This is a genomic window from Pseudomonas bubulae (assembly GCF_900618535.1).
GTDB classification, from domain to species: domain Bacteria; phylum Pseudomonadota; class Gammaproteobacteria; order Pseudomonadales; family Pseudomonadaceae; genus Aquipseudomonas; species Aquipseudomonas bubulae.
In genome coordinates this window covers 218810-236020 of sequence record NZ_UYJA01000001.1, presented here as the reverse complement: position 1 = coordinate 236020, position 17211 = coordinate 218810, and the positions used below count along the sequence as shown (strand labels likewise).

Here is a 17211-nt window from a genome sequence, read left to right as displayed (position 1 = left end):
TGTGCGTGGGCCAATATTACCGTTAGCCTGCTTTCTTTTATCCCGGGGCCGCGCCATCATGTCGGTTACCGATCGCCAGCCGGACTCCCCGCTAATGCCCGCGCAACACCCTTCCCCTGCAAGCTCCCTGTCGATCACCCTGCAGATCCTGTCGATCGTGTTCTACACCTTTATTGCCTTTATCTGTATTGGCTTGCCGATAGCCGTTTTGCCGAGCTATGTGCATGACCAACTGGGCTTCAGTGCGATCGTCGCAGGGCTGGCCATTGCGTCGCAGTATCTGGCCACCCTGCTGAGCCGCCCCTCAGCCGGGCGACTGGTCGACAGCATCGGCACCAAGCCCGCCATCGTGTATGGCTTGACCGGCATCGCCATCAGCGGCGTGCTCACGTCCCTGGCCGTAGCGCTGCAAGACTGGCCACTGCTGAGCCTGGGCGTTTTGATTGTCGGCCGGGTATTTCTCGGCATTGCCCAGGGCCTGATCGGTGTCGGCACCATCACCTGGGGCATTGCCCAGGTGGGATCTCAACATACCGCCAGGGCTATCGGCTGGAATGGCATTGCGTCCTATGGCGCGATCGCCATTGGCGCGCCTCTGGGCGTGGTGATGGTCGACCGGCTGGGCTTTGCCATGCTGGGTGTAACCCTGTTGCTGCTGGCGCTGGCAGCCTTGGGGCTGATTCGCAAAAAACCGGCAATCCCGGCGGTCGCTGGCGTGCGCCTGCCCTTTTGGTCAGTGTTTGGCCTGATTGCTCCCTATGGCATCAGCCTGACCCTGGCCTCTATTGGCTATGGCACGCTGACCACCTTTATCACCCTGTTTTATATTGACCAGGGCTGGGACGGGGCTGCGTATTGCCTGTCAGTATTTGGTGTGTGTTTTATCCTGGGCCGCCTGATCTTTACCAACAGCATCAGCCGCTTTGGTGGCTACAACGTGGCGATTGCCTGCATGAGCATCGAAACGCTGGGGCTGGTCATGCTGTGGCTGGCACCCAGCACCGCATTTGCCCTGGCAGGGGCAGGGTTGACCGGCTTTGGCTTGTCCCTGGTGTACCCGGCCCTGGGTGTCGAAGCGGTCAAGCAAGTGCCTGTTTCCAGCCGCGGCGCCGGGCTAAGTGCCTATGCCGTGTTTTTTGACCTGGCTCTGGCCATCGCGGGGCCGATCATGGGGGTAATTGCGCTGAACATGGGGTACCCGTGGATATTCTTCAGTGCAGCGGTGATGTGCATTCTGGGATTACTGTTGAGCGTTTGGTTGTCAAACCGAAAAACGCGTTAAAACTTCTTCTGACATGGCGAACTGATTACGCTCAGTAATAATCGGAAAAAGTTAAATCGTTTAGCCATCATTGTGCGAAGAGCACTTAGGGATATTATTTTCTGCGCTGTAATACCAATTATTTTGGATAACACTGCAGAGTATCATATGAAAAAGTATCTAACGATAATGGCAGTACCTTTTTTGTTCATGGGCCTGCAAGCAACAGCCCACGCGGAGTCCAAAGATTTTTATGACTTCCCGCCGGGATGGCCGTGCTGCCCGTTCAGTGATGCGAACCTTAAAACCAATATTCAGCCAATGAAAAATGCCACTGATACGTTACTGCAAATTCAGGGCGTAACTTTCGACTGGAAGGACGGTGGCCGTAAAGATATCGGCGTTCTTGCCCAAAACGTACAAAAAGTTTATCCGCAGTTGGTGCGCGAGGATAACAATCAGTTACGCGTCGACTACGAGAAACTTGTCGCCCCCCTGATCGAATCAGTGCGCGAAATGGATGCGCGTATCAAACAACTTGAAGCCGCGCAAAAATAGAACTAACAGTGGCGAGCGCCCAACCGGCCAACAGGGCAAGTCTGGTGGTCGGTTGAAGCGGTTCTGCCCTGTGCTGCAGGTTCCAGGACCTTGCTGAAAAACCTCCCCGCCTCATAAATCAGGTCACGATGGATGTCTTCTCGATCAACCCCTTGAGCATCCGTGCACAAACCGGGCATAACCGCCATTTGCTCGTCGCTGCAGGGCGCCATGAAGACGAAGTGCCCGGCACCGGGGATCATCTTGAACTCAGGTTCCACGGGCAGCTTGCGCGCCAGGGCATCGGCATTCTTATCGGGAAACACCAACTGATCGTTGTCACCGCTGTACAGCAGCACAGGCACATTCACATCAGCCAGGGTTTGCCGGCCGAACATCAGGCTCAAAGGCGCCATCAGCAACAGGGCTTTTACGCGAGGGTCCGAGACAGCTACCAAGTCATCACGATCGGCGATCAACTCGCCCTTGGTAGTACAGGCATCACGGTCTTCAGGGCGTTCCTGGCAATAGCGGCGCAGTCGATCCAGGTCAGGCTGGGCGCCGGCCAGGATCAACGCCGTTTCGCCCCCTGCCGAGTAACCGATGACCCCTGCTTGATCGTCTTGCACATAGGGTGACAAATCGTGATCGGCCAGAGTCGCGCTGATCGCAGCAGATATTTGCATCGGCCGCCCATAAAGGTTACTCAGTGTGCCCAGACGGCTGTGATCCTTGTAATTGTCGCCAGGGTGCAGCACGGCGACTACTACAAACCCCTTGCGCGCCAATGAGGTGGCCAGGTCATGCAACGCCAGTGGCGTGCCGGTGTTTCCATGGGACAGCATCAGCAGCGGATAACGGCCCATGGCGATTTTCGCATCTTCGATGGCTTGCACTTCGTAGCTGCCCATCTTGCTGACGCCTTCGGGATCCGTGGAAGGATAAAAGGCAATGGCGCGCATGGGCTGATCGTCCAGCGGATCGAGAAAGCTCAGGCGATGAAAACCCGCGCTCCAGTGGTATCCGGGCTCAGCTTGCACCATGACAGGGCAACCTGCGATCAACAACACCAGTACCGCACACAGACGCATCATGGAGGCTCACCTTCAACGGTGCATTGCTCGACAGCATCACACTCTGCACAACCCGGGCCATACGCAAAAAACTCCGTACCCCGATCCTTTTACAAAGACCAGAATACAGAGTTTAGACAGTGCTGCGCCTGAGATTGCTTACGCTGCGCTGAACAGATCCTGCTTGATATGCGCATGTGCATCGCTCATGGCTTTGCTGCGTACCTCGTCGCCATAGGCCAGGCCGTGGGCGCGGACAAATTCGACGTCGGTAATGCCCATGAAGCCCAGCATCACTTTCAAGTAATCTTCGTGAGCTACGCCGGTTTCCTGACCCGCATGCAGGCCACCGGAGGTCGATACCACTACTACTTTCTTGTTGCCGCACAGCCCTACAGGGCCGGCTTCGGTATAACGAAAGGTCTGGCCAGCAACTGCGATGCGGTCAATCCAGGCCTTGAGCTGGGTTGGAATGGTGAAATTGTACATCGGCGCTGCAATCACCACCGCGTCAGCCGCGAGAAACTGGGCCAGGGTGTCAGCACTCAACTGGGCTTCGTGTTTTTGTGCCGCATCACGCAGCTCGGCCGGAGTACCGGCAGCCACCAGGGTAGCGGCCGAGAAATGCTCAATGGCTTCAGCGGCCAGGTCGCGGTAGCTGACCTCTACTTGTGGATCAGCAGCCTGCCATGCCTTGACCACTTCGCTGCTCAACTGACGGGATGCCGAGTTGTCGCCCAGAATGCTCGAATCGATATGCAACAGTTTCATGGTGATCTCCAGATGATGACCGCCTCTGGGCGATCTCGATGGAGGGGATACTACCAATGAAAGCAATCGACGATAAGTTGGCCATTATGCGATAGTTCGTCCCACCTGCAGGACAGTGAGCACGCCATGCAAGACCTTAACGACCTTTACTATTTCGCCAAGGTGGTCGAATCCGGTGGCTTCGCTGCTGCCGGACGATTGCTGGGCATCCCCAAGTCACGTCTGTCGCGGCGCGTGGCCGAACTTGAAGAGCGTCTGGGCGCCCGCTTGCTGCAGCGCACCACACGTCAGCTCAAGCTGACCGCTGTGGGCGAGCGTTATCTGCGCCATTGCCAGGCCATGTTGCTGGAAGCCGAAATGGCCGACGAAGCCGTTGCCAGCATGTCCAGCGAGCCACGCGGCCCCTTGCGTGTGTCGTGCCCCGTGGGGCTGGCCCATGAATTTATGCCCGGGGTGATCAGTTCCTTTCTGCAGGCCTATCCCCTGGTGCAGCTGGAGGTCAACCTGCTCAACCGTCGCGTCGATCTGGTCACCGACGGCATCGATGTGGCCTTGCGGGTGCGCGAAGAAGGCGATGAAGACCCGTCGCTGGTCACGCGGCGCCTGCGTCAGGCCCGCACCGTGATGGTAGCCACCCCCGAGTTTGCCCGTAATTGGCCGGTTGATAGCCCTGAAGACCTGAAAAAAATCCCGCTGCTGGGCGCGCTCGAGGCCGATCGCATGGTTCACTTGCGCATGCTCGACGAGCACGGCAAGGGTTGCAACCTGGTGCTTGAAGCACGCCTGGGGGTTGACGATTTTATCGTGCGCAAAGCTTGCACCTTGGCCGGCCTGGGTTTCACCGTGTTGCCCATGATGTATTGCGAGCAGGAACTGCAAGACGGCCAGCTTGTTCAACTATTGCCCAAATGGACCCTGCCCGGTGGCTGGCTGCACGCAGTGTACCCCCACAGACGCGGGGTGATACCGGCCGTGCGGGCCTGGATCGACCACCTGGTTGAGTCATTCGAAAGCTGTGGAGACAAACTGCTATGACCGCAATGACCAAACAGGATGTAGCCGAATTCTGCCGAAACCTGCCGGGCGCTCAGGAAGCAGTGAAATGGGGTGGGGTCGAGGTTTTTTTTATCGACGACAGCAAGATGTTTGCCCTGTTCAACCTCAACAGCAACGGGCTTTCGTTCAAGGTCGAGAAAGAACTGTTTCTGGGCTACATCGATCGGCCGGGTATACGCCCGTCGCCTTATCTGGCGCGAGCGTACTGGATCAATATGCAAGCACCTTATCCGATGGGCGCTGAAGAGCTGCAGGACCTGTTGCGCCGTTCCCACCAACTGGTGGTGGGAAAACTGGCGAAAAAACGTCAGATCGGTTTACTGCTGTAACCGCAACAACTGGAGAAACGACCTGTTCAGGAACAGGACGTCGATCCATACCACCTGATGCACAGCCACAATCAACCAGAACAACAGCTGATAAGACAATTTGCGGGTTTTGTGGCGAAACATTTGTTGCGCCACCAGTGCCCCTGGCCAACCGCCCAGCAGCTCAACCCCGTGCAATACTTTCTCCGGCGTGCGCCACTGGCCAGCCGCTGCCTGTTGCTTGTCGTAGCGGTACAGGCCGAACGCCAGCAGGCTGGCCACTGCATAGGCCAGCAACGGCAGCGGGCTGCCCCCGGTGAGCAACACGCTCACCGAGCCACCCATCGGCAAGGCGCACAGCACTAGCAATACCAGCAACTTGAGCTTCAAGCCACGCACCGGTGCGCCGTTATGCCCATTCCTCACGCTGCAGCTGCCGTCCAGTCAATCCAGCCGAACTGCCAGGTGGCCAGGATCAACAGGCCAAAACCAATGCGATACCAGGCAAAAGCGGCATAGCTGTGATTGGAAATAAACTTCAGCAAGGCGCGTACTGCGATCATGGCGAAGATAAACGAGGTGACAAAACCGATCGCGAAGACCGGCAGGTCGTCAGGCTGGAACAGATGACGGTACTTGTAGCCGGAGTAAACCGCAGCACCGACCATGGTCGGCATGGCCAGGAAGAATGAGAACTCGGTGGCCGCCTTGCGCGACAGACCAAACAGCAGGCCGCCGATAATGGTCGAACCCGAGCGCGAAGTGCCGGGAATCATCGCCAGACACTGGGCAAAGCCGATTTTCACCGCGTCTTTCCAGGTCATGTCGTCCACGGTTTCAGCGCGAATCACATGCTGGCGGCGCTCGGCCCACAGCATGATCACACCGCCAATCACCAGGGCCGTGGCCACGGTAATCGGGTTGAACAGGTACTCGTGGATCACATCGGCAAAAATCACCCCCAGCACCACCGCCGGCATCACCGCGATAATCAGGTTGGTGGTGAAACGACGTGCCTCGGGCTTGGTGGGCAAACCAACGACAACATCGATGATCTTGCGGCGAAACTCCCAGACCACAGCCAAAATCGCACCCAGCTGGATGATGATGTTGAATGCCATCGCCCGCTCGCCGCCAAAGTTGAGCAAGTCGGCCACAATAATCTGGTGGCCCGTACTCGAGATCGGCAAAAACTCCGTCAAGCCTTCAACGACGCCCAAAATCAACGCCTGAGCGGCAGTCCAAAGATCCATTATTCCCCCATAAAGCCCTGCCTCATGCAGAGCTGATTAGTCTTGATTAAGGTGTTGCAGCCACGGCTCCGGAGCAGGACAAAAGTGCGACATGCGCCCCGACGCGCTGTGAAAAAACTGTCAGAAATCAATAAAGATGAAGCTTTGCCAATTTCGGCCGAGATCCTATCAGACACGTTCCACTTTCGCTGCTATGACATGAGCTCGGTCTCGTCTGACAGGCAAGTCTGAAAAAAGTTGTTCTGTGAATCACCACAAGAAGAAAAACCAGGAGTGAGCCTTTATGAATACCCTGCGCGGGTTATCCATCAGCCGACGTTTATGGCTGATCTTGATTGTGGCCATGGCCATGCTGCTGGCGTTGGGATTGCTGATGCTAAAACAGATACATGACGATTTGTATGAAGGTAAAGCCCAGAAAACCCGGCACGTGGTACAAGCAGCCAGCGGGGTACTCAACTATTACCAGGGCCTGGAAGCTGCCGGCAGCTTGAGCCGTGAAGCCGCGCAACAGCAGGCGCTGACCGTGATCAGCCAGCTGCGCTATGACCACGATGACTATTTCTGGATCAATGACCTGCGCCCTTATATGGTCATGCACCCCACCAACCCCAAACTCGATGGCAAAGACCTGTCGGCCATCAAGGACCCGGACGGCTTTGCGATTTTCAACGAGATGGCCAGCCTGGCCAAAAGCAAAGGTTCGGGCATGGTGGACTACCGCTGGCCAAAACCGGGCGCCGAAGCGCCTGTGCAAAAAACCTCTTATGTACAACTGTTCGAGCCGTGGGGCTGGGTAATAGGCTCGGGCGTGTATATCGACGACATGCAGGCCGAGTTCCGCGCTCAAGCCTGGAAAGCCAGTTGGGCTGGCCTTGGCATCGCGTTGATCATGGCGCTGCTGGTGACCCTGATTGCTCGCAGCATCGTGCGACCGCTGCAAGAGGCCGTGCAGGCCATGGCCAATATCGCCAGTGGTGAAAGCGACCTGACCCGAAGCCTGGATACCCACGGCCGTGATGAGGTCACTTTACTGGCCCATCATTTCAATGCCTTTACCGCCAAGCTGCGCAATGTGATCAGCCATTTACAGGCCACTGCCACGGCACTCGACCAGTCCTCCACGGAACTGGGCAGTGACGCCAGCGCCGCGCAACAGCGCAGCCAGCAGCAAGCCCTGCAAATGGATCAGGTGGCCACGGCGATCAACGAAGTCACCTGCGCCGTGCAAGATGTGGCGAAAAACGCCGAGCACGCGGCCAGCGAAATGCGCGGTGCGCAGTCACAAGCCGAGCTTGGACAGCAGAATATCGATACCAGCCTGGAACAGATCGGCCAGCTGTCTGCCACCATCCATCAGGCCGTCGAGGTGATCCGCACCCTGGCAACGCAAAGCAGCGAAATTGGCAGCGTGCTTGAAGTGATCCGCTCGATTGCCGAGCAAACCAACCTGCTGGCCCTCAACGCTGCGATCGAAGCAGCCCGCGCCGGTGAGCAGGGTCGGGGTTTTGCGGTGGTGGCGGACGAGGTTCGACTACTGGCCCAGCGCACGCAAAAATCCACGGCCGAAATCCAGACCATGATCGAAGGCCTGCAAAAACACTCGGAAGCCGCCGTCAACGTGATCGGCAGCAGCAGTCGCGCCTCCCAGCTGACCATCGAACAGGCCACCCAGGCCGGGCAGAGCCTGACCAGCATCGGCCAGGCCCTGAGCAACCTCAACGACCTCAATGCCTCGATAGCCAGCGCTACCCTGCAACAGGCCCATGTCGTGGAAGACATCAACCTGAATGTGACCCAGGCCGCCGAACTGTCCCAAGGCACCGCCCTGGCGGCAGAGCAATCAAGCGCTGCCAGTGCCCACCTCAAGGAGCTCAGCGTGCAGCTCAATGGGCTGTTACGTCAGTTTAAGGTTTAGAGGCAACCGCAAGCGGCAAGTGACAAGCAGCACGCTTGAAGCTTGCCCCTTGCAACTCGCCGTCAGGCGATGACAATGTCCGTGCTCGCCAGGGAGGCCAGCCCTACACCCACCAGGGTCACCGAGTCGCTGCCAAAGCTGAGCACGGTGTCATGCCCCGTCGCGCTGGCATGGGCCCGGTAGTCCGCGTTGTAGCCACCATCCACCCCCAGGAATACCAACTTGTCACTGGGCTGGTAGCCCAGCAGTGTGTCGTTGCCAAAATGGCCGCTGAACACAAAGGTGTTATTACCGCCTGCCGACTCCAGCAGGTCATTGCCTGCGCCGCCAACAAACACCGTATTGCCGTGCAAACCGATCAAGTGATCGTTGCCGCCCTGCCCCAGCAGCCAGTCACCCTGCTCACCGGCCGTGAGGGTACTGTCCGCAGCCCCTGCCTTGACCGAGTGAGTGTAATCACTGCGGTCTTTGCCGGCCCACAGCCCCTGATCATCAACTCGATGGCTGACTTCGCGGTGGGTCAGGCCCAGCCAGGCGGGCTCTTCGGTTATCAGGAAACTGATATCACGGGCAATAGTGATCCCGCCGTGGCTATCGCGCACATACAAGGCGCCCTGCCCGTCATTGACCACATCCACGCGGCTCAACGATTGTTGCAAGTCCAGCGTATTGACGCCTTTGCCACCCAGAATGATGTTGTAGCCGCCACTGTCACGGAAGGTGTCATTGCCGTCGCGACCTTCCAGGAAGTCATTGCCGCGTCCCCCTTGAATCAAGTCATTACCGTCGCTGCCTATGATAAAGGTGCTGCCCTTGTGCGGTTCGGCGTTGCGATTGAGGTCCTGCACCCAGGTGTTTTCCCGTGCCGGACTGGACAAGTTGGCGACCACAATGGTCGAGTCCTTTTCGGTCAGGTCATAAAACGCCGAGTCGAAAATCCGCGTCATGCCGCTTTCATAGCCACTGGGCAAGTGGGTGATCCAGGTCGAAATATTGGCAATCGAAAAGGGCATCAGATTCCACGCGGTGGAAGCGTAGTGATCATTGAAACTGACAATATTGTTGGTGGCGGATGGCTGATGCGCGTCATGCACGCCCAGCGACGACAGATTGAAATCCGAACCATTGAGGGCACGGAACACCGGGTCGTTCTCGTAGCCGATATTGAGCACGTTGTCGGTGCTTTCGCTCTGGGTGGGTGAAGCAAAGGCTATGTACTTTGAGTCGCGATAAAACCCCGCCCAATGATCGCCACTCAGGTCTGCCAGGCTGTTGACGGCCAGGCCGCCAAGGCTGTGGCCACTGACCAGTACGTCGCTGCCGCTCAACCCTTGCGCGCTGGCAAAGGTCGCCACTTTGCCCAGGAGCATGTCAAACGCGTTGGCGCTGTAGTTTTTAGCGTAATCGGCAGGCCCGATCGCTGCCAGCAAATCGCTGATGGCATCGCCGATGGAATCGCTAATCAGCGACTCACGCGGTCCGCTGGTGCCGCGAAAACCGATACCGATGGAAGTCAGTTGGCCATCGGCTGCGTACTTGCCGAGGATCTCCACCTGGGCAGTGCCGTAGCCGGCTTTTTCACCAAAAAAAGTCCCGCGCTGATCGACTTTGCCTGTGTAGCCCAACTGTTCTGCACTGATAGGGGTCCACCCGGCTTTTTCGACCGCCTCGCGGGCAAGCTTTTCCGAATCGGGGTTCCAGGGAATCCCCGGCACTACCCCTTGGGCATCGGTACCGCCGAGCAAGGCCTTGACCAGTGTGGCAGGCAGCCCGGTGCCAAGGCCATGTTGCTGGTAACCCACGGCAAAGCCGTTGTCCAGGTTGTGATAGCTGTACAGCATGATTGCCATCGCATCCTTGAACTGTGTTGCCGATACGCTGGAACCCACATCCTTGTAGTCAAACACTGCCATGGTTTTTCTCTCTTCGTTGATCAAATCAATATGCTTGCCCCGGCGCGATAAACGCTTCATCGACCCGTGCCAGGTCCTGTGCGCCCAGGGTGCCTGCGTAAAAATGCAGCTTGGTCCAGGCCAGCAGATAGTCGTAACGGGTTTGCGCAAGGTCACGCCGCGTGCTGTACAGCTGCTGCTCGGCGTTTAGCGCATCGAGATTGACCCGCTCCCCGCCCAGAATGCTCTGACGGGTCGATACGACCAGCGCCTCGGCTGAAATCAGCGCTTTTTGATAAGCCCGTAGTTTGCTCACGCCCGACTGGCAGGCATTGAACTGGCGTCGCAGTTCGATAAGGGTTTCACGGGTTTTGCCTTCCAGCTCGTACTCCACTTGGGCCAGATTGCTGCTGGCTTGACGCACCGAGGCCGACACCCCGCCCCCTGCATACAGCGGCACACTGATTTCAATGCCGATGGTGTTGGTGTCGTAGCGCTGGTTGTAGGTGTTGCCACTGTCGGATTCCATCTTTCGCACGCTGGCATAGGCATTGAGTTTGGGCAGATGCCCTGCCCGGTTGCGCTCAACTTCGTACCTTGCCACTTCCAGCGCCTCACGCTGCGACGCCAGTATCGGATTACTCTCCAGTGCCATTTCATGCCAGCTCGAGAAACTCCCCGGTTCCAGCGGCAATGAGCTGAAACTGCGGGTCAATGGCGTCAGCTCATCGATATCCAGGGTGGCCACGCCAATCAACGCGCCCAGCTCGCGCAAGGCCGCATCCTGTTCGTCATGGGCCTGGATTTCCTCGGCAGTGGCCAGCTCGTAACGCGACTCGGCTTCAAGAATGTCGGTGCGGGTGCCCTCGCCCTGGCGAAACATGTGCTCGTTTTGCCGAAACTGCTGCTCATAGGCTTTTTTCTTGGCCCGGGCATTGTCGATCTGGTCTTGCGCAAACAACGCCTGGGTGTAATGGGTCAGCACCCGCACCAGCAGTTCCTGACTTTTGCTGCGAAATGTCTCATCGGCAAACAGCGACTGGGCCACGCCTTTACGGTAATTGGCGTACGCCTCGTAATCGATCAATGGCTGCTGCAAGGTCAAGGTCGAGCCATAACTGTTGTAGTTGCGGTCGTCGTGGGTATTGCCACGCTCATTCAAATAGGTGGCCTGGGAGTTATTGCGGCCTTTGTTGTAGTTGTACGAGAGTTTGGGCAGCAGCCCGGCACGACCAATATTGCGACTCTCCAGGCCCGCGTCCCGCGCCTTGATCGCGGCGAGGAACTCGGGATCATTGCGCAAGGCCTGTTCATATACCTGAAACGGCCCCAGTGCCTGTGCGCTGGCTGCGAGGCCCGCCCACAGCGCGAGGCCCAGGCCCAACATCGAAGCTGTTTTCATAAATGGCAGCATCCTAGCGCTCAGTCAACGCAGACCCTGCGCGATCCAGCAGCGGTTTAAACAGGTAATTGAGCAGCGAACGCTCGCCCGTGCGTACAAACATCTCGGCCGGCATGCCAGGTTTAATCACCAACCCGTTGAGTTTCTCCAGCGCCTGATCACTCACCGAACTGCGCAGCACGTAGTACGGCATGCCGGTTTTTTCATCGAGCAACTGGTCGGCGGAAACCAGGTTGACCTGCCCCGACACACGCGGTGTGCTGCTTTGATTGAATGCCGTAAACAGAATATCCACTGGCAACTGGCTGCCCACCCTGTCCACCAGATGCACCGGCAGGCGTCCCTCGACCTCAAGGCGGGTGCCCTGCGGCACGATCTCCAGCAGGGTTTCGCCCGCCCGCACCACCGCGCCTTCGGTATGCACGCTGAGGTTGACTGCGATGCCATCAGCTGGCGCAGAGATTTCACTGTGCTGCAGGTCAAACCCGGCCGAAGTCAGTTGCTGCTCCAGGGTCAGGGTTTTGAGCTGGGCATCGGCCAGTTGGCTACGCACTTCCTTCTGATATTCATCGATGTGCTGCGCCAGTTTGAGCCGCGACTCCAAAATACCCTGCTCGATACGCCCGCTTTCACCGGCGTTCTGCGCCAGATCCTGCTGCACCTGTGACAGCTGCCGCTCGTATTCCATCAGGCGATTGCGCGGGATATACCCTTTTTCAGCCAGGGGGCGCAGGTTGCTCAACTGCTGGCGCAGGGAGTCGGCCTGCGCTATTTGATCGCTGCGCGCACGACGCATACCGTCCAGTTGCCGGGTTGCGCCTTCGACACTGGCCTTGAGCCCGGCCTGTTCACGGGCAAAGGCTTCGCGCCGGCTACTGAACAACTGCTGCTGCCCCTCCAGTACCAGGGCCAGCCGAGGGTCAGGGTCCAGACTCAATTCCGGCGGAAAACTCACCCGTGCCAGGTTGTCACGCTCGCTTTGCCAGCGCGCCTGGCTGGCCCAGGCCATGCGGTACTGCGCGCGCAAGGATTGCACGTCAGCTTCAACCTGGGTCTGGTCCAGTCGAAACAATACCTCGCCCTGACGTACTGTCTGGCCCTCGCGCACCAGAATCTGGCTCATCACTCCGGCACCCAACGACTGCACTGCCTTGCGCTTGCCCGAGACCACCACCGTACCCTGTACCGGTATGCCTTCGTCCAGCGGTGCAAGGCTGGCCCAGAGAAAAAAGCTGCCCGCTCCGACCAGGGTCAGCACCCAGCCTGCCCGCACGTAAAATCCCGCCCCGCGCTCGCGCACGGGCGGTTGATTGTGGTCATTCATCAATCCAGCGTCCTTGCTCATGCTTCAGCACTCTGACGGTTGATACTGGCCGCCTGCGGCGCGGCGTGTTGCTGCTGGGCCCCGGACAAGGCTTTGAGCACCTCGGCACTTGGCCCGAACACCTGGCAGCGACCTTCATTGAGTACCAGCAGTTTGTCGGCCTGGGCCAGCGACGCCGAACGGTGCGTCACCAGCACCACGGTGCAGCCCTGCGCCTTGAGGTGAGCAATGGCCCGGGTCAGGGCTGCGTCACCGACGGCATCGAGGTTGGAGTTGGGTTCATCCAGCACCACCAGCCGCGGATTGCCATACAAGGCACGCGCCAGAGCGACCCGCTGCTTTTGCCCGCCCGACAGGCCACTGCCCTCGTCCCCCAGAACCGTGTCGTAACCTTGCGCCAAACGCAAAATCATCTCGTGAACCCCGGCCTGCTGCGCCGCAGCGACCACCTGCCGGGGATCTGCCTCACGAAAGCGGGCGATATTCTCGGCAATGCTGCCGCTGAACAGCTCGATGTCCTGGGGCAGGTAGCCGATATGTGGGCCCAATTGATCGCGGTTCCACTGGTGAATGTCCGCGCCATCCAAACGCACCGTGCCCGCCAGCGTCGGCCAGACGCCTACCAGTACCCGCGCCAGGGTCGACTTGCCCGAACCCGACGCACCCAGCACACCGAGCACCTCGCCTGCATTGAGGCTAAAGCTGACCTGATGCAAGGTGGGCAGGCGCTGTCCCGGCGGTGCCGCACTGACCTGTTCAAAGCTCACCTGACCCATGGGGGCTGGCAGCTGCATGTTGTCTTCACTGGGCGGATGCTCGCGCAACAGACTGTCCAGGCGTTGATAGGCCAACTTTGCCGAGCTCCATTGCTTCCAGACAGCGATCAACTGATCGATGGGGCTCAGCACACGGCCCATCAAAATCGAACCGGCAATCATCATGCCCGCGCTCATATCACCGTTGATCACCAGCAAGGCACCCAGGCCGAGCACCAGTGACTGCAGGCACAAGCGCAAGGTTTTGCTCACCGAACCAATCACTGCGCCGGTGTCACTGGCCTTGTTTTGCTCGGCCAGAAATCGCGAATGCAGGTTAAACCAGCGTTGGCGCAACACACCCAGCATGCCCATGGCCTGAATGGTCTCGGCATTGTGCAGGTGGCTGGTAGCCAATTGGCTGGATTGTTGGGAGTACAGGCTGGCCTGGCTCAGGGGCTTGCGCGTCATCACCTCATTGATGCACGCCAGGGCTATGAGCAGCAGTGCCCCAGACGTCGCCATAAGACCGAGCCAGGGACTGAACAGAAAGATCACGCACAAATAGACGGGAAACCACGGAGCATCAAAGAAGGCGAACAGCGCCGGACCGGTGACAAACTGGCGGATCAGGGTCAAATCCCCCAATGCCTGCCCGGCGTGGGCCTGGCCGCTGAACAGGTTGCGCTCGAACGCGGCGCGGTACACCTGTTGGTTGAACCTGCGCTCCAGCTGGCTGCCGATGCGGATCACAATAAAACTGCGGACCGTTTCAAGCATCCCGATAAAGATGAAAAAACCCACCACCATGAATGACAGCATGGCCAGCGTTGTTGTGTTCTGTGACGACAGTACCCGGTCATACACCTGGAGCATATAAATCGATGGCACCAGCATCAATATATTGATCAGGGCAGTAAAGCAGCCCACGCTGACCAGAATGCTCTTATAGTCAGCCAGTGCATGTATCAACGGCGCAACGGTGCTGTTTTTCAATCGCCTCATGAATCGTCCTTGATCGATAAGTACGGCTTTCGCACATAAATAAAACTGACAGGCGCACTTGCGCCGCTCCTAACAGGGGGCGCCCAGCCTCGCGCGATTGAAGTTACAATTTCGGTACAACTTAATGATTGCCACGCACCATCACCAACACTGTTTCGGGTTTGATCTTCGCTTCATAGTGACCGGGCTCAATCCGGTTCATATGCACCAGAGCTGTTCCATCCTCGCCCATCAGAAACAGACCGTCCGGTGTTGGCGACCAACTTTTTGGCACTTCGCCCAACCATGTTTTCAAACACTTCACTTGCGCACTGAAGGTTTTATGTTCGGCAATCAACTGCACCGTGCAGGCCTCTTTTGCATCGCCCTGCAGGTAAAACGTCCAACTGCCCGCCAGTTGTGCGGGGCTCATCAACAGCAAGGAATTGGCCATGGCGCTCTCTGTGGTAAAAGTCAGCAGTGCGGCGATACACCCCACTGCCCTGAATAAACGGTATGCCAAATGACTCATGATTTCAGGCTTCCTGGCAGAGGGCAGCGCTTGCGCGCTGCCCGTGTACCGGCAGGCTTAGACAACGATGTCGTAAGTTGCCACTTGGCCAACAGTGTTCACCAGGAAGTCGGCAACGGCATGACCGCTGAAATCGACCGCAAAGTGGCCCAGGTTGCTGGCCGTGTCATAGCTGACAATCGCTTCACCGGCACGGCCGGTAAAGGCCTCGACAAAGTTAAGCCCGGCCAGCTTGGTGATGGCCGATACATCAATTTTGTCGATACCGGACTGGAAGTCCATGATGATATCGGCTGCACCCGGCGCAGAGTCAGACACCGCGCCAAACACAAACACATCTGAACCCGTACCGCCCCACAAGGTATCAGCACCGCCGCCGCCATAGATAATGTCGTTGCCGGCGCCGCCCTTGAGCACATTGTCAGCGCTGTTGCCGATCAGCAGATCGTTGCCCGAACCGCCAATGGCGTTTTCCACGGTGACGCCTTGGGCAATCGACACGTTGCCGGTCATGCCGCCAACATCGGAGAACGAGCCTGCAGTCAGGTTGATCTTCTGGTTCTGGCTAAAGCCGGAGAAGTCCAGGGTGTCGTTGCCGCCACCGTCCCACACCGAGAAAATCAGCTTGGAACTGGCAGACGTCGCGCTGTAGAAATCACGATCGGCGGTGGAGTTGAAACCATAGACCGTATCGCCAGCGCGGGTTTCGAGGTTGGCGCCATAGAGTTTCTGCACCGCCGCAATATCATCCAGCAATGGCGCAGAGGCGTAAGCACCTTCGCCACTATTGGTGAAATGCTGGCCGGTGTTGCTTTCACTCCAGTAGCTCATAACGCTGTAGGCACGGGTGTCTTCGCCATACACCGCATCCCGGTAGGTCGGGTTGCCATTGCCGGCGTTATAGTCACCCGGGTGCGACAGGCCCAGTGTATGGCCGATTTCATGGGTCAGGGTCTGGCGACCATAATTGCCTTCACCCGGGGTCTTGTTGACCTCATAGTCCTTGTTGATCAAGTACCACGACTCACCCTTGCGCGAACTGCTGGGTAGATAGGCAAACGCCGCACCGCCGTTACTTGCACTGAAATTGGCAAAGGTCATGTGGCCATCACCGCCACGGACTGCAGCGCCTTCAGTGAAGGTCACCTTGGCCACATCGGCCCAGGATTCCAGCGACAGCTTGGCCTGCTCTTTCTGCAGCGAGGAGAACTGGCTGAAAGTGCCCAGGCCACGGGTCGCGTAACCCACCGGCGGTGCCGTGAGGAACGTGTAGGTAAGGTTGATCACACCGTCGCCGTTGAGGTCGTGCCAACTGGCGCCGGAACGCGTGAGCTGATCGGCGGCCTGGTCGGTAGTGAGCGAAGGTTTGCCATTGACCAGATGATCACCACGATCATAGAAATGGCTAAAGTTATCAATCTGAGTGAAGGCAGAACTGCTGGCGCTTGCCGCTTGTACCTGGCCAACGGACAGTGCCGCTTTCTCTTTAAGTTTCGACATGTAAACATTTCCTTGTTTAGCAGTAGAAAGTTTATTGACAGACCACGACGACCCCTTGGCGAGATCGTCCTATCACTCGCCGTTTATGGCGGAGCAAAACTGACACAACCTGAAATATTTAGTCCAGTACTTTTTTACGGCTTATTTGCGCAAACGGCGCAAGTTCCCGGAAACATTGAATACTTGACCGGCAGTATTTTTTTATCCGCTATCGACCACTAACTGACTGCCTGCTCTAATTATAAAAAGTTAAATTAAACGGCTTCCCGTTCGTCTCTAACCTGGGCCGAAAGCAGATTGATATAACACTCGTCATATAACTTTCTCGCCACGACAACTTCTCGATTTTTATATGTGCAACGTCGCTAACTGACAAGTTTGCGTCGCAACTAGCAAGTTGCCTGATCGTTGTAGTCGCTGAGGCGCGAAGCGCTCGTAAAACCGGCAATTTCGGTATGTCTGAGAGGTCGAGCGGCCTGGTTCTACGACTGCTGCGCAGCCGATCGCAGCCTCGCTTCGCTCCTCAGCGGCTACAGGTCCGGGTATCCCTTAAAACCATTGTCACTTGACGTCATCAGGGTATTTGGGTTTCCATGAAACCGGTTTCAGCGCCCACCCGCGAAATCGCCTGCGATAACACCAATA

At 57.7% G+C, this 17211-nt stretch carries 15 protein-coding genes; 5 read left to right on the top strand and 10 right to left on the bottom strand.

Annotated features, from left to right (window positions below):
* Nucleotides 1–94: 94 nt before the first annotated feature.
* Nucleotides 95–1282, top strand: a complete 1188-nt coding sequence (locus tag PPTH39_RS01105; protein ID WP_095000161.1) for an MFS transporter — start codon at nucleotides 95–97, stop codon at nucleotides 1280–1282.
* A 147-nt stretch (nucleotides 1283–1429) separates the two neighbouring features.
* Nucleotides 1430–1819 carry a tail fiber domain-containing protein gene (locus PPTH39_RS01100; RefSeq protein WP_095000160.1) on the top strand — a complete coding sequence of 130 codons (390 nt, stop codon included), beginning with the start codon at nucleotides 1430–1432 and terminating at the stop codon, nucleotides 1817–1819.
* 2 nt (nucleotides 1820–1821) lie between these two features.
* Here the strand turns inward: PPTH39_RS01100 and PPTH39_RS01095 are convergent, their stop codons facing one another.
* Together PPTH39_RS01095 and PPTH39_RS01090 are read right to left on the bottom strand one after the other, a co-directional pair.
* A complete protein-coding gene (locus tag PPTH39_RS01095; protein ID WP_130871416.1) occupies nucleotides 1822–2892 on the bottom strand; it encodes an alpha/beta hydrolase family protein in 1071 nt (356 codons plus the stop codon).
* A 138-nt stretch (nucleotides 2893–3030) separates the two neighbouring features.
* Nucleotides 3031–3642: an FMN-dependent NADH-azoreductase gene (locus PPTH39_RS01090; RefSeq protein ID WP_095000158.1), complete on the bottom strand. Its 612-nt coding sequence runs from the start codon at nucleotides 3640–3642 to the stop codon at nucleotides 3031–3033.
* A 126-nt stretch (nucleotides 3643–3768) separates the two neighbouring features.
* On the opposite strand from PPTH39_RS01090, the gene PPTH39_RS01085 reads away from it, so the two are divergent.
* Nucleotides 3769–4677, top strand: coding sequence for a LysR substrate-binding domain-containing protein (locus PPTH39_RS01085; protein WP_095000157.1), 909 nt, complete (start codon nucleotides 3769–3771; stop codon nucleotides 4675–4677).
* Nucleotides 4678–4682: 5 nt separating this feature from the next.
* Complete coding sequence (locus PPTH39_RS01080) at nucleotides 4683–5027, top strand: MmcQ/YjbR family DNA-binding protein (protein ID WP_095018561.1); 345 nt, start codon at nucleotides 4683–4685, stop codon at nucleotides 5025–5027.
* On the opposite strand, the gene PPTH39_RS01075 is transcribed toward PPTH39_RS01080, so the two are convergent.
* Nucleotides 5016–5432, bottom strand: a complete 417-nt coding sequence (locus PPTH39_RS01075; protein WP_095000156.1) for a DUF1294 domain-containing protein — start codon at nucleotides 5430–5432, stop codon at nucleotides 5016–5018. The two genes, PPTH39_RS01080 and PPTH39_RS01075, sit on opposite strands and share 12 nt — an antisense overlap.
* The gene (locus PPTH39_RS01070; protein WP_095000155.1) at nucleotides 5429–6259 is read right to left on the bottom strand and encodes an undecaprenyl-diphosphate phosphatase; all 831 of its coding nucleotides are present in this window, start codon (nucleotides 6257–6259) and stop codon (nucleotides 5429–5431) included. Before PPTH39_RS01070 ends, PPTH39_RS01075 begins: the two co-directional genes overlap by 4 nt.
* 283 nt (nucleotides 6260–6542) lie before the next feature.
* Between PPTH39_RS01070 and PPTH39_RS01065 the strand changes: the two genes are divergently transcribed.
* Nucleotides 6543–8177 carry a methyl-accepting chemotaxis protein gene (locus PPTH39_RS01065; RefSeq protein WP_095023370.1) on the top strand — a complete coding sequence of 545 codons (1635 nt, stop codon included), beginning with the start codon at nucleotides 6543–6545 and terminating at the stop codon, nucleotides 8175–8177.
* 62 nt (nucleotides 8178–8239) lie between these two features.
* On the opposite strand, the gene PPTH39_RS01060 is transcribed toward PPTH39_RS01065, so the two are convergent.
* The 6 genes from PPTH39_RS01060 to PPTH39_RS01035 all read right to left on the bottom strand — a co-directional run bounded on the left by PPTH39_RS01060 (nucleotide 8240) and on the right by PPTH39_RS01035 (nucleotide 16566).
* Nucleotides 8240–10090 carry a polyurethane esterase gene (locus tag PPTH39_RS01060; RefSeq protein WP_130871788.1) on the bottom strand — a complete coding sequence of 617 codons (1851 nt, stop codon included), beginning with the start codon at nucleotides 10088–10090 and terminating at the stop codon, nucleotides 8240–8242.
* 25 nt (nucleotides 10091–10115) lie between these two features.
* Nucleotides 10116–11471 (bottom strand): TolC family outer membrane protein, encoded by a 1356-nt coding sequence (locus PPTH39_RS01055; RefSeq protein ID WP_095018559.1) that lies wholly within the window; start codon nucleotides 11469–11471, stop codon nucleotides 10116–10118.
* A gap of 13 nt (nucleotides 11472–11484) precedes the next feature.
* A complete protein-coding gene (locus PPTH39_RS01050; protein ID WP_232527583.1) occupies nucleotides 11485–12795 on the bottom strand; it encodes an HlyD family type I secretion periplasmic adaptor subunit in 1311 nt (436 codons plus the stop codon).
* Nucleotides 12796–12812: 17 nt separating this feature from the next.
* Nucleotides 12813–14555, bottom strand: a complete 1743-nt coding sequence (locus PPTH39_RS01045; RefSeq protein ID WP_130871414.1) for a type I secretion system permease/ATPase — start codon at nucleotides 14553–14555, stop codon at nucleotides 12813–12815.
* A 121-nt stretch (nucleotides 14556–14676) separates the two neighbouring features.
* Nucleotides 14677–14988, bottom strand: coding sequence for an AprI/Inh family metalloprotease inhibitor (locus tag PPTH39_RS01040; RefSeq protein ID WP_198417385.1), 312 nt, complete (start codon nucleotides 14986–14988; stop codon nucleotides 14677–14679).
* A 135-nt stretch (nucleotides 14989–15123) separates the two neighbouring features.
* Nucleotides 15124–16566 (bottom strand): serralysin family metalloprotease, encoded by a 1443-nt coding sequence (locus PPTH39_RS01035; RefSeq protein WP_095038912.1) that lies wholly within the window; start codon nucleotides 16564–16566, stop codon nucleotides 15124–15126.
* Between the last annotated feature and the right edge of the window lie 645 nt (nucleotides 16567–17211).

What these genes read in the sequence shown, in the direction of transcription:
- PPTH39_RS01105 (WP_095000161.1), top strand. Translation starts at nt 95, where the DNA reads ATGCCCGCGCAACACCCTTCCCCTGCAAGCTCCCTGTCGATCACCCTG.
- PPTH39_RS01050 (WP_232527583.1), bottom strand. Translation starts at nt 12,795, where the DNA reads ATGAATGACCACAATCAACCGCCCGTGCGCGAGCGCGGGGCGGGATTT.
- PPTH39_RS01080 (WP_095018561.1), top strand. Translation starts at nt 4,683, where the DNA reads ATGACCAAACAGGATGTAGCCGAATTCTGCCGAAACCTGCCGGGCGCT.
- PPTH39_RS01100 (WP_095000160.1), top strand. Translation starts at nt 1,430, where the DNA reads ATGAAAAAGTATCTAACGATAATGGCAGTACCTTTTTTGTTCATGGGC.
- PPTH39_RS01070 (WP_095000155.1), bottom strand. Translation starts at nt 6,259, where the DNA reads ATGGATCTTTGGACTGCCGCTCAGGCGTTGATTTTGGGCGTCGTTGAA.
- PPTH39_RS01090 (WP_095000158.1), bottom strand. Translation starts at nt 3,642, where the DNA reads ATGAAACTGTTGCATATCGATTCGAGCATTCTGGGCGACAACTCGGCA.
- PPTH39_RS01060 (WP_130871788.1), bottom strand. Translation starts at nt 10,090, where the DNA reads ATGGCAGTGTTTGACTACAAGGATGTGGGTTCCAGCGTATCGGCAACA.
- PPTH39_RS01045 (WP_130871414.1), bottom strand. Translation starts at nt 14,555, where the DNA reads ATGAGGCGATTGAAAAACAGCACCGTTGCGCCGTTGATACATGCACTG.
- PPTH39_RS01085 (WP_095000157.1), top strand. Translation starts at nt 3,769, where the DNA reads ATGCAAGACCTTAACGACCTTTACTATTTCGCCAAGGTGGTCGAATCC.
- PPTH39_RS01055 (WP_095018559.1), bottom strand. Translation starts at nt 11,471, where the DNA reads ATGAAAACAGCTTCGATGTTGGGCCTGGGCCTCGCGCTGTGGGCGGGC.
- PPTH39_RS01065 (WP_095023370.1), top strand. Translation starts at nt 6,543, where the DNA reads ATGAATACCCTGCGCGGGTTATCCATCAGCCGACGTTTATGGCTGATC.
- PPTH39_RS01095 (WP_130871416.1), bottom strand. Translation starts at nt 2,892, where the DNA reads ATGATGCGTCTGTGTGCGGTACTGGTGTTGTTGATCGCAGGTTGCCCT.
- PPTH39_RS01035 (WP_095038912.1), bottom strand. Translation starts at nt 16,566, where the DNA reads ATGTCGAAACTTAAAGAGAAAGCGGCACTGTCCGTTGGCCAGGTACAA.
- PPTH39_RS01040 (WP_198417385.1), bottom strand. Translation starts at nt 14,988, where the DNA reads ATGGCCAATTCCTTGCTGTTGATGAGCCCCGCACAACTGGCGGGCAGT.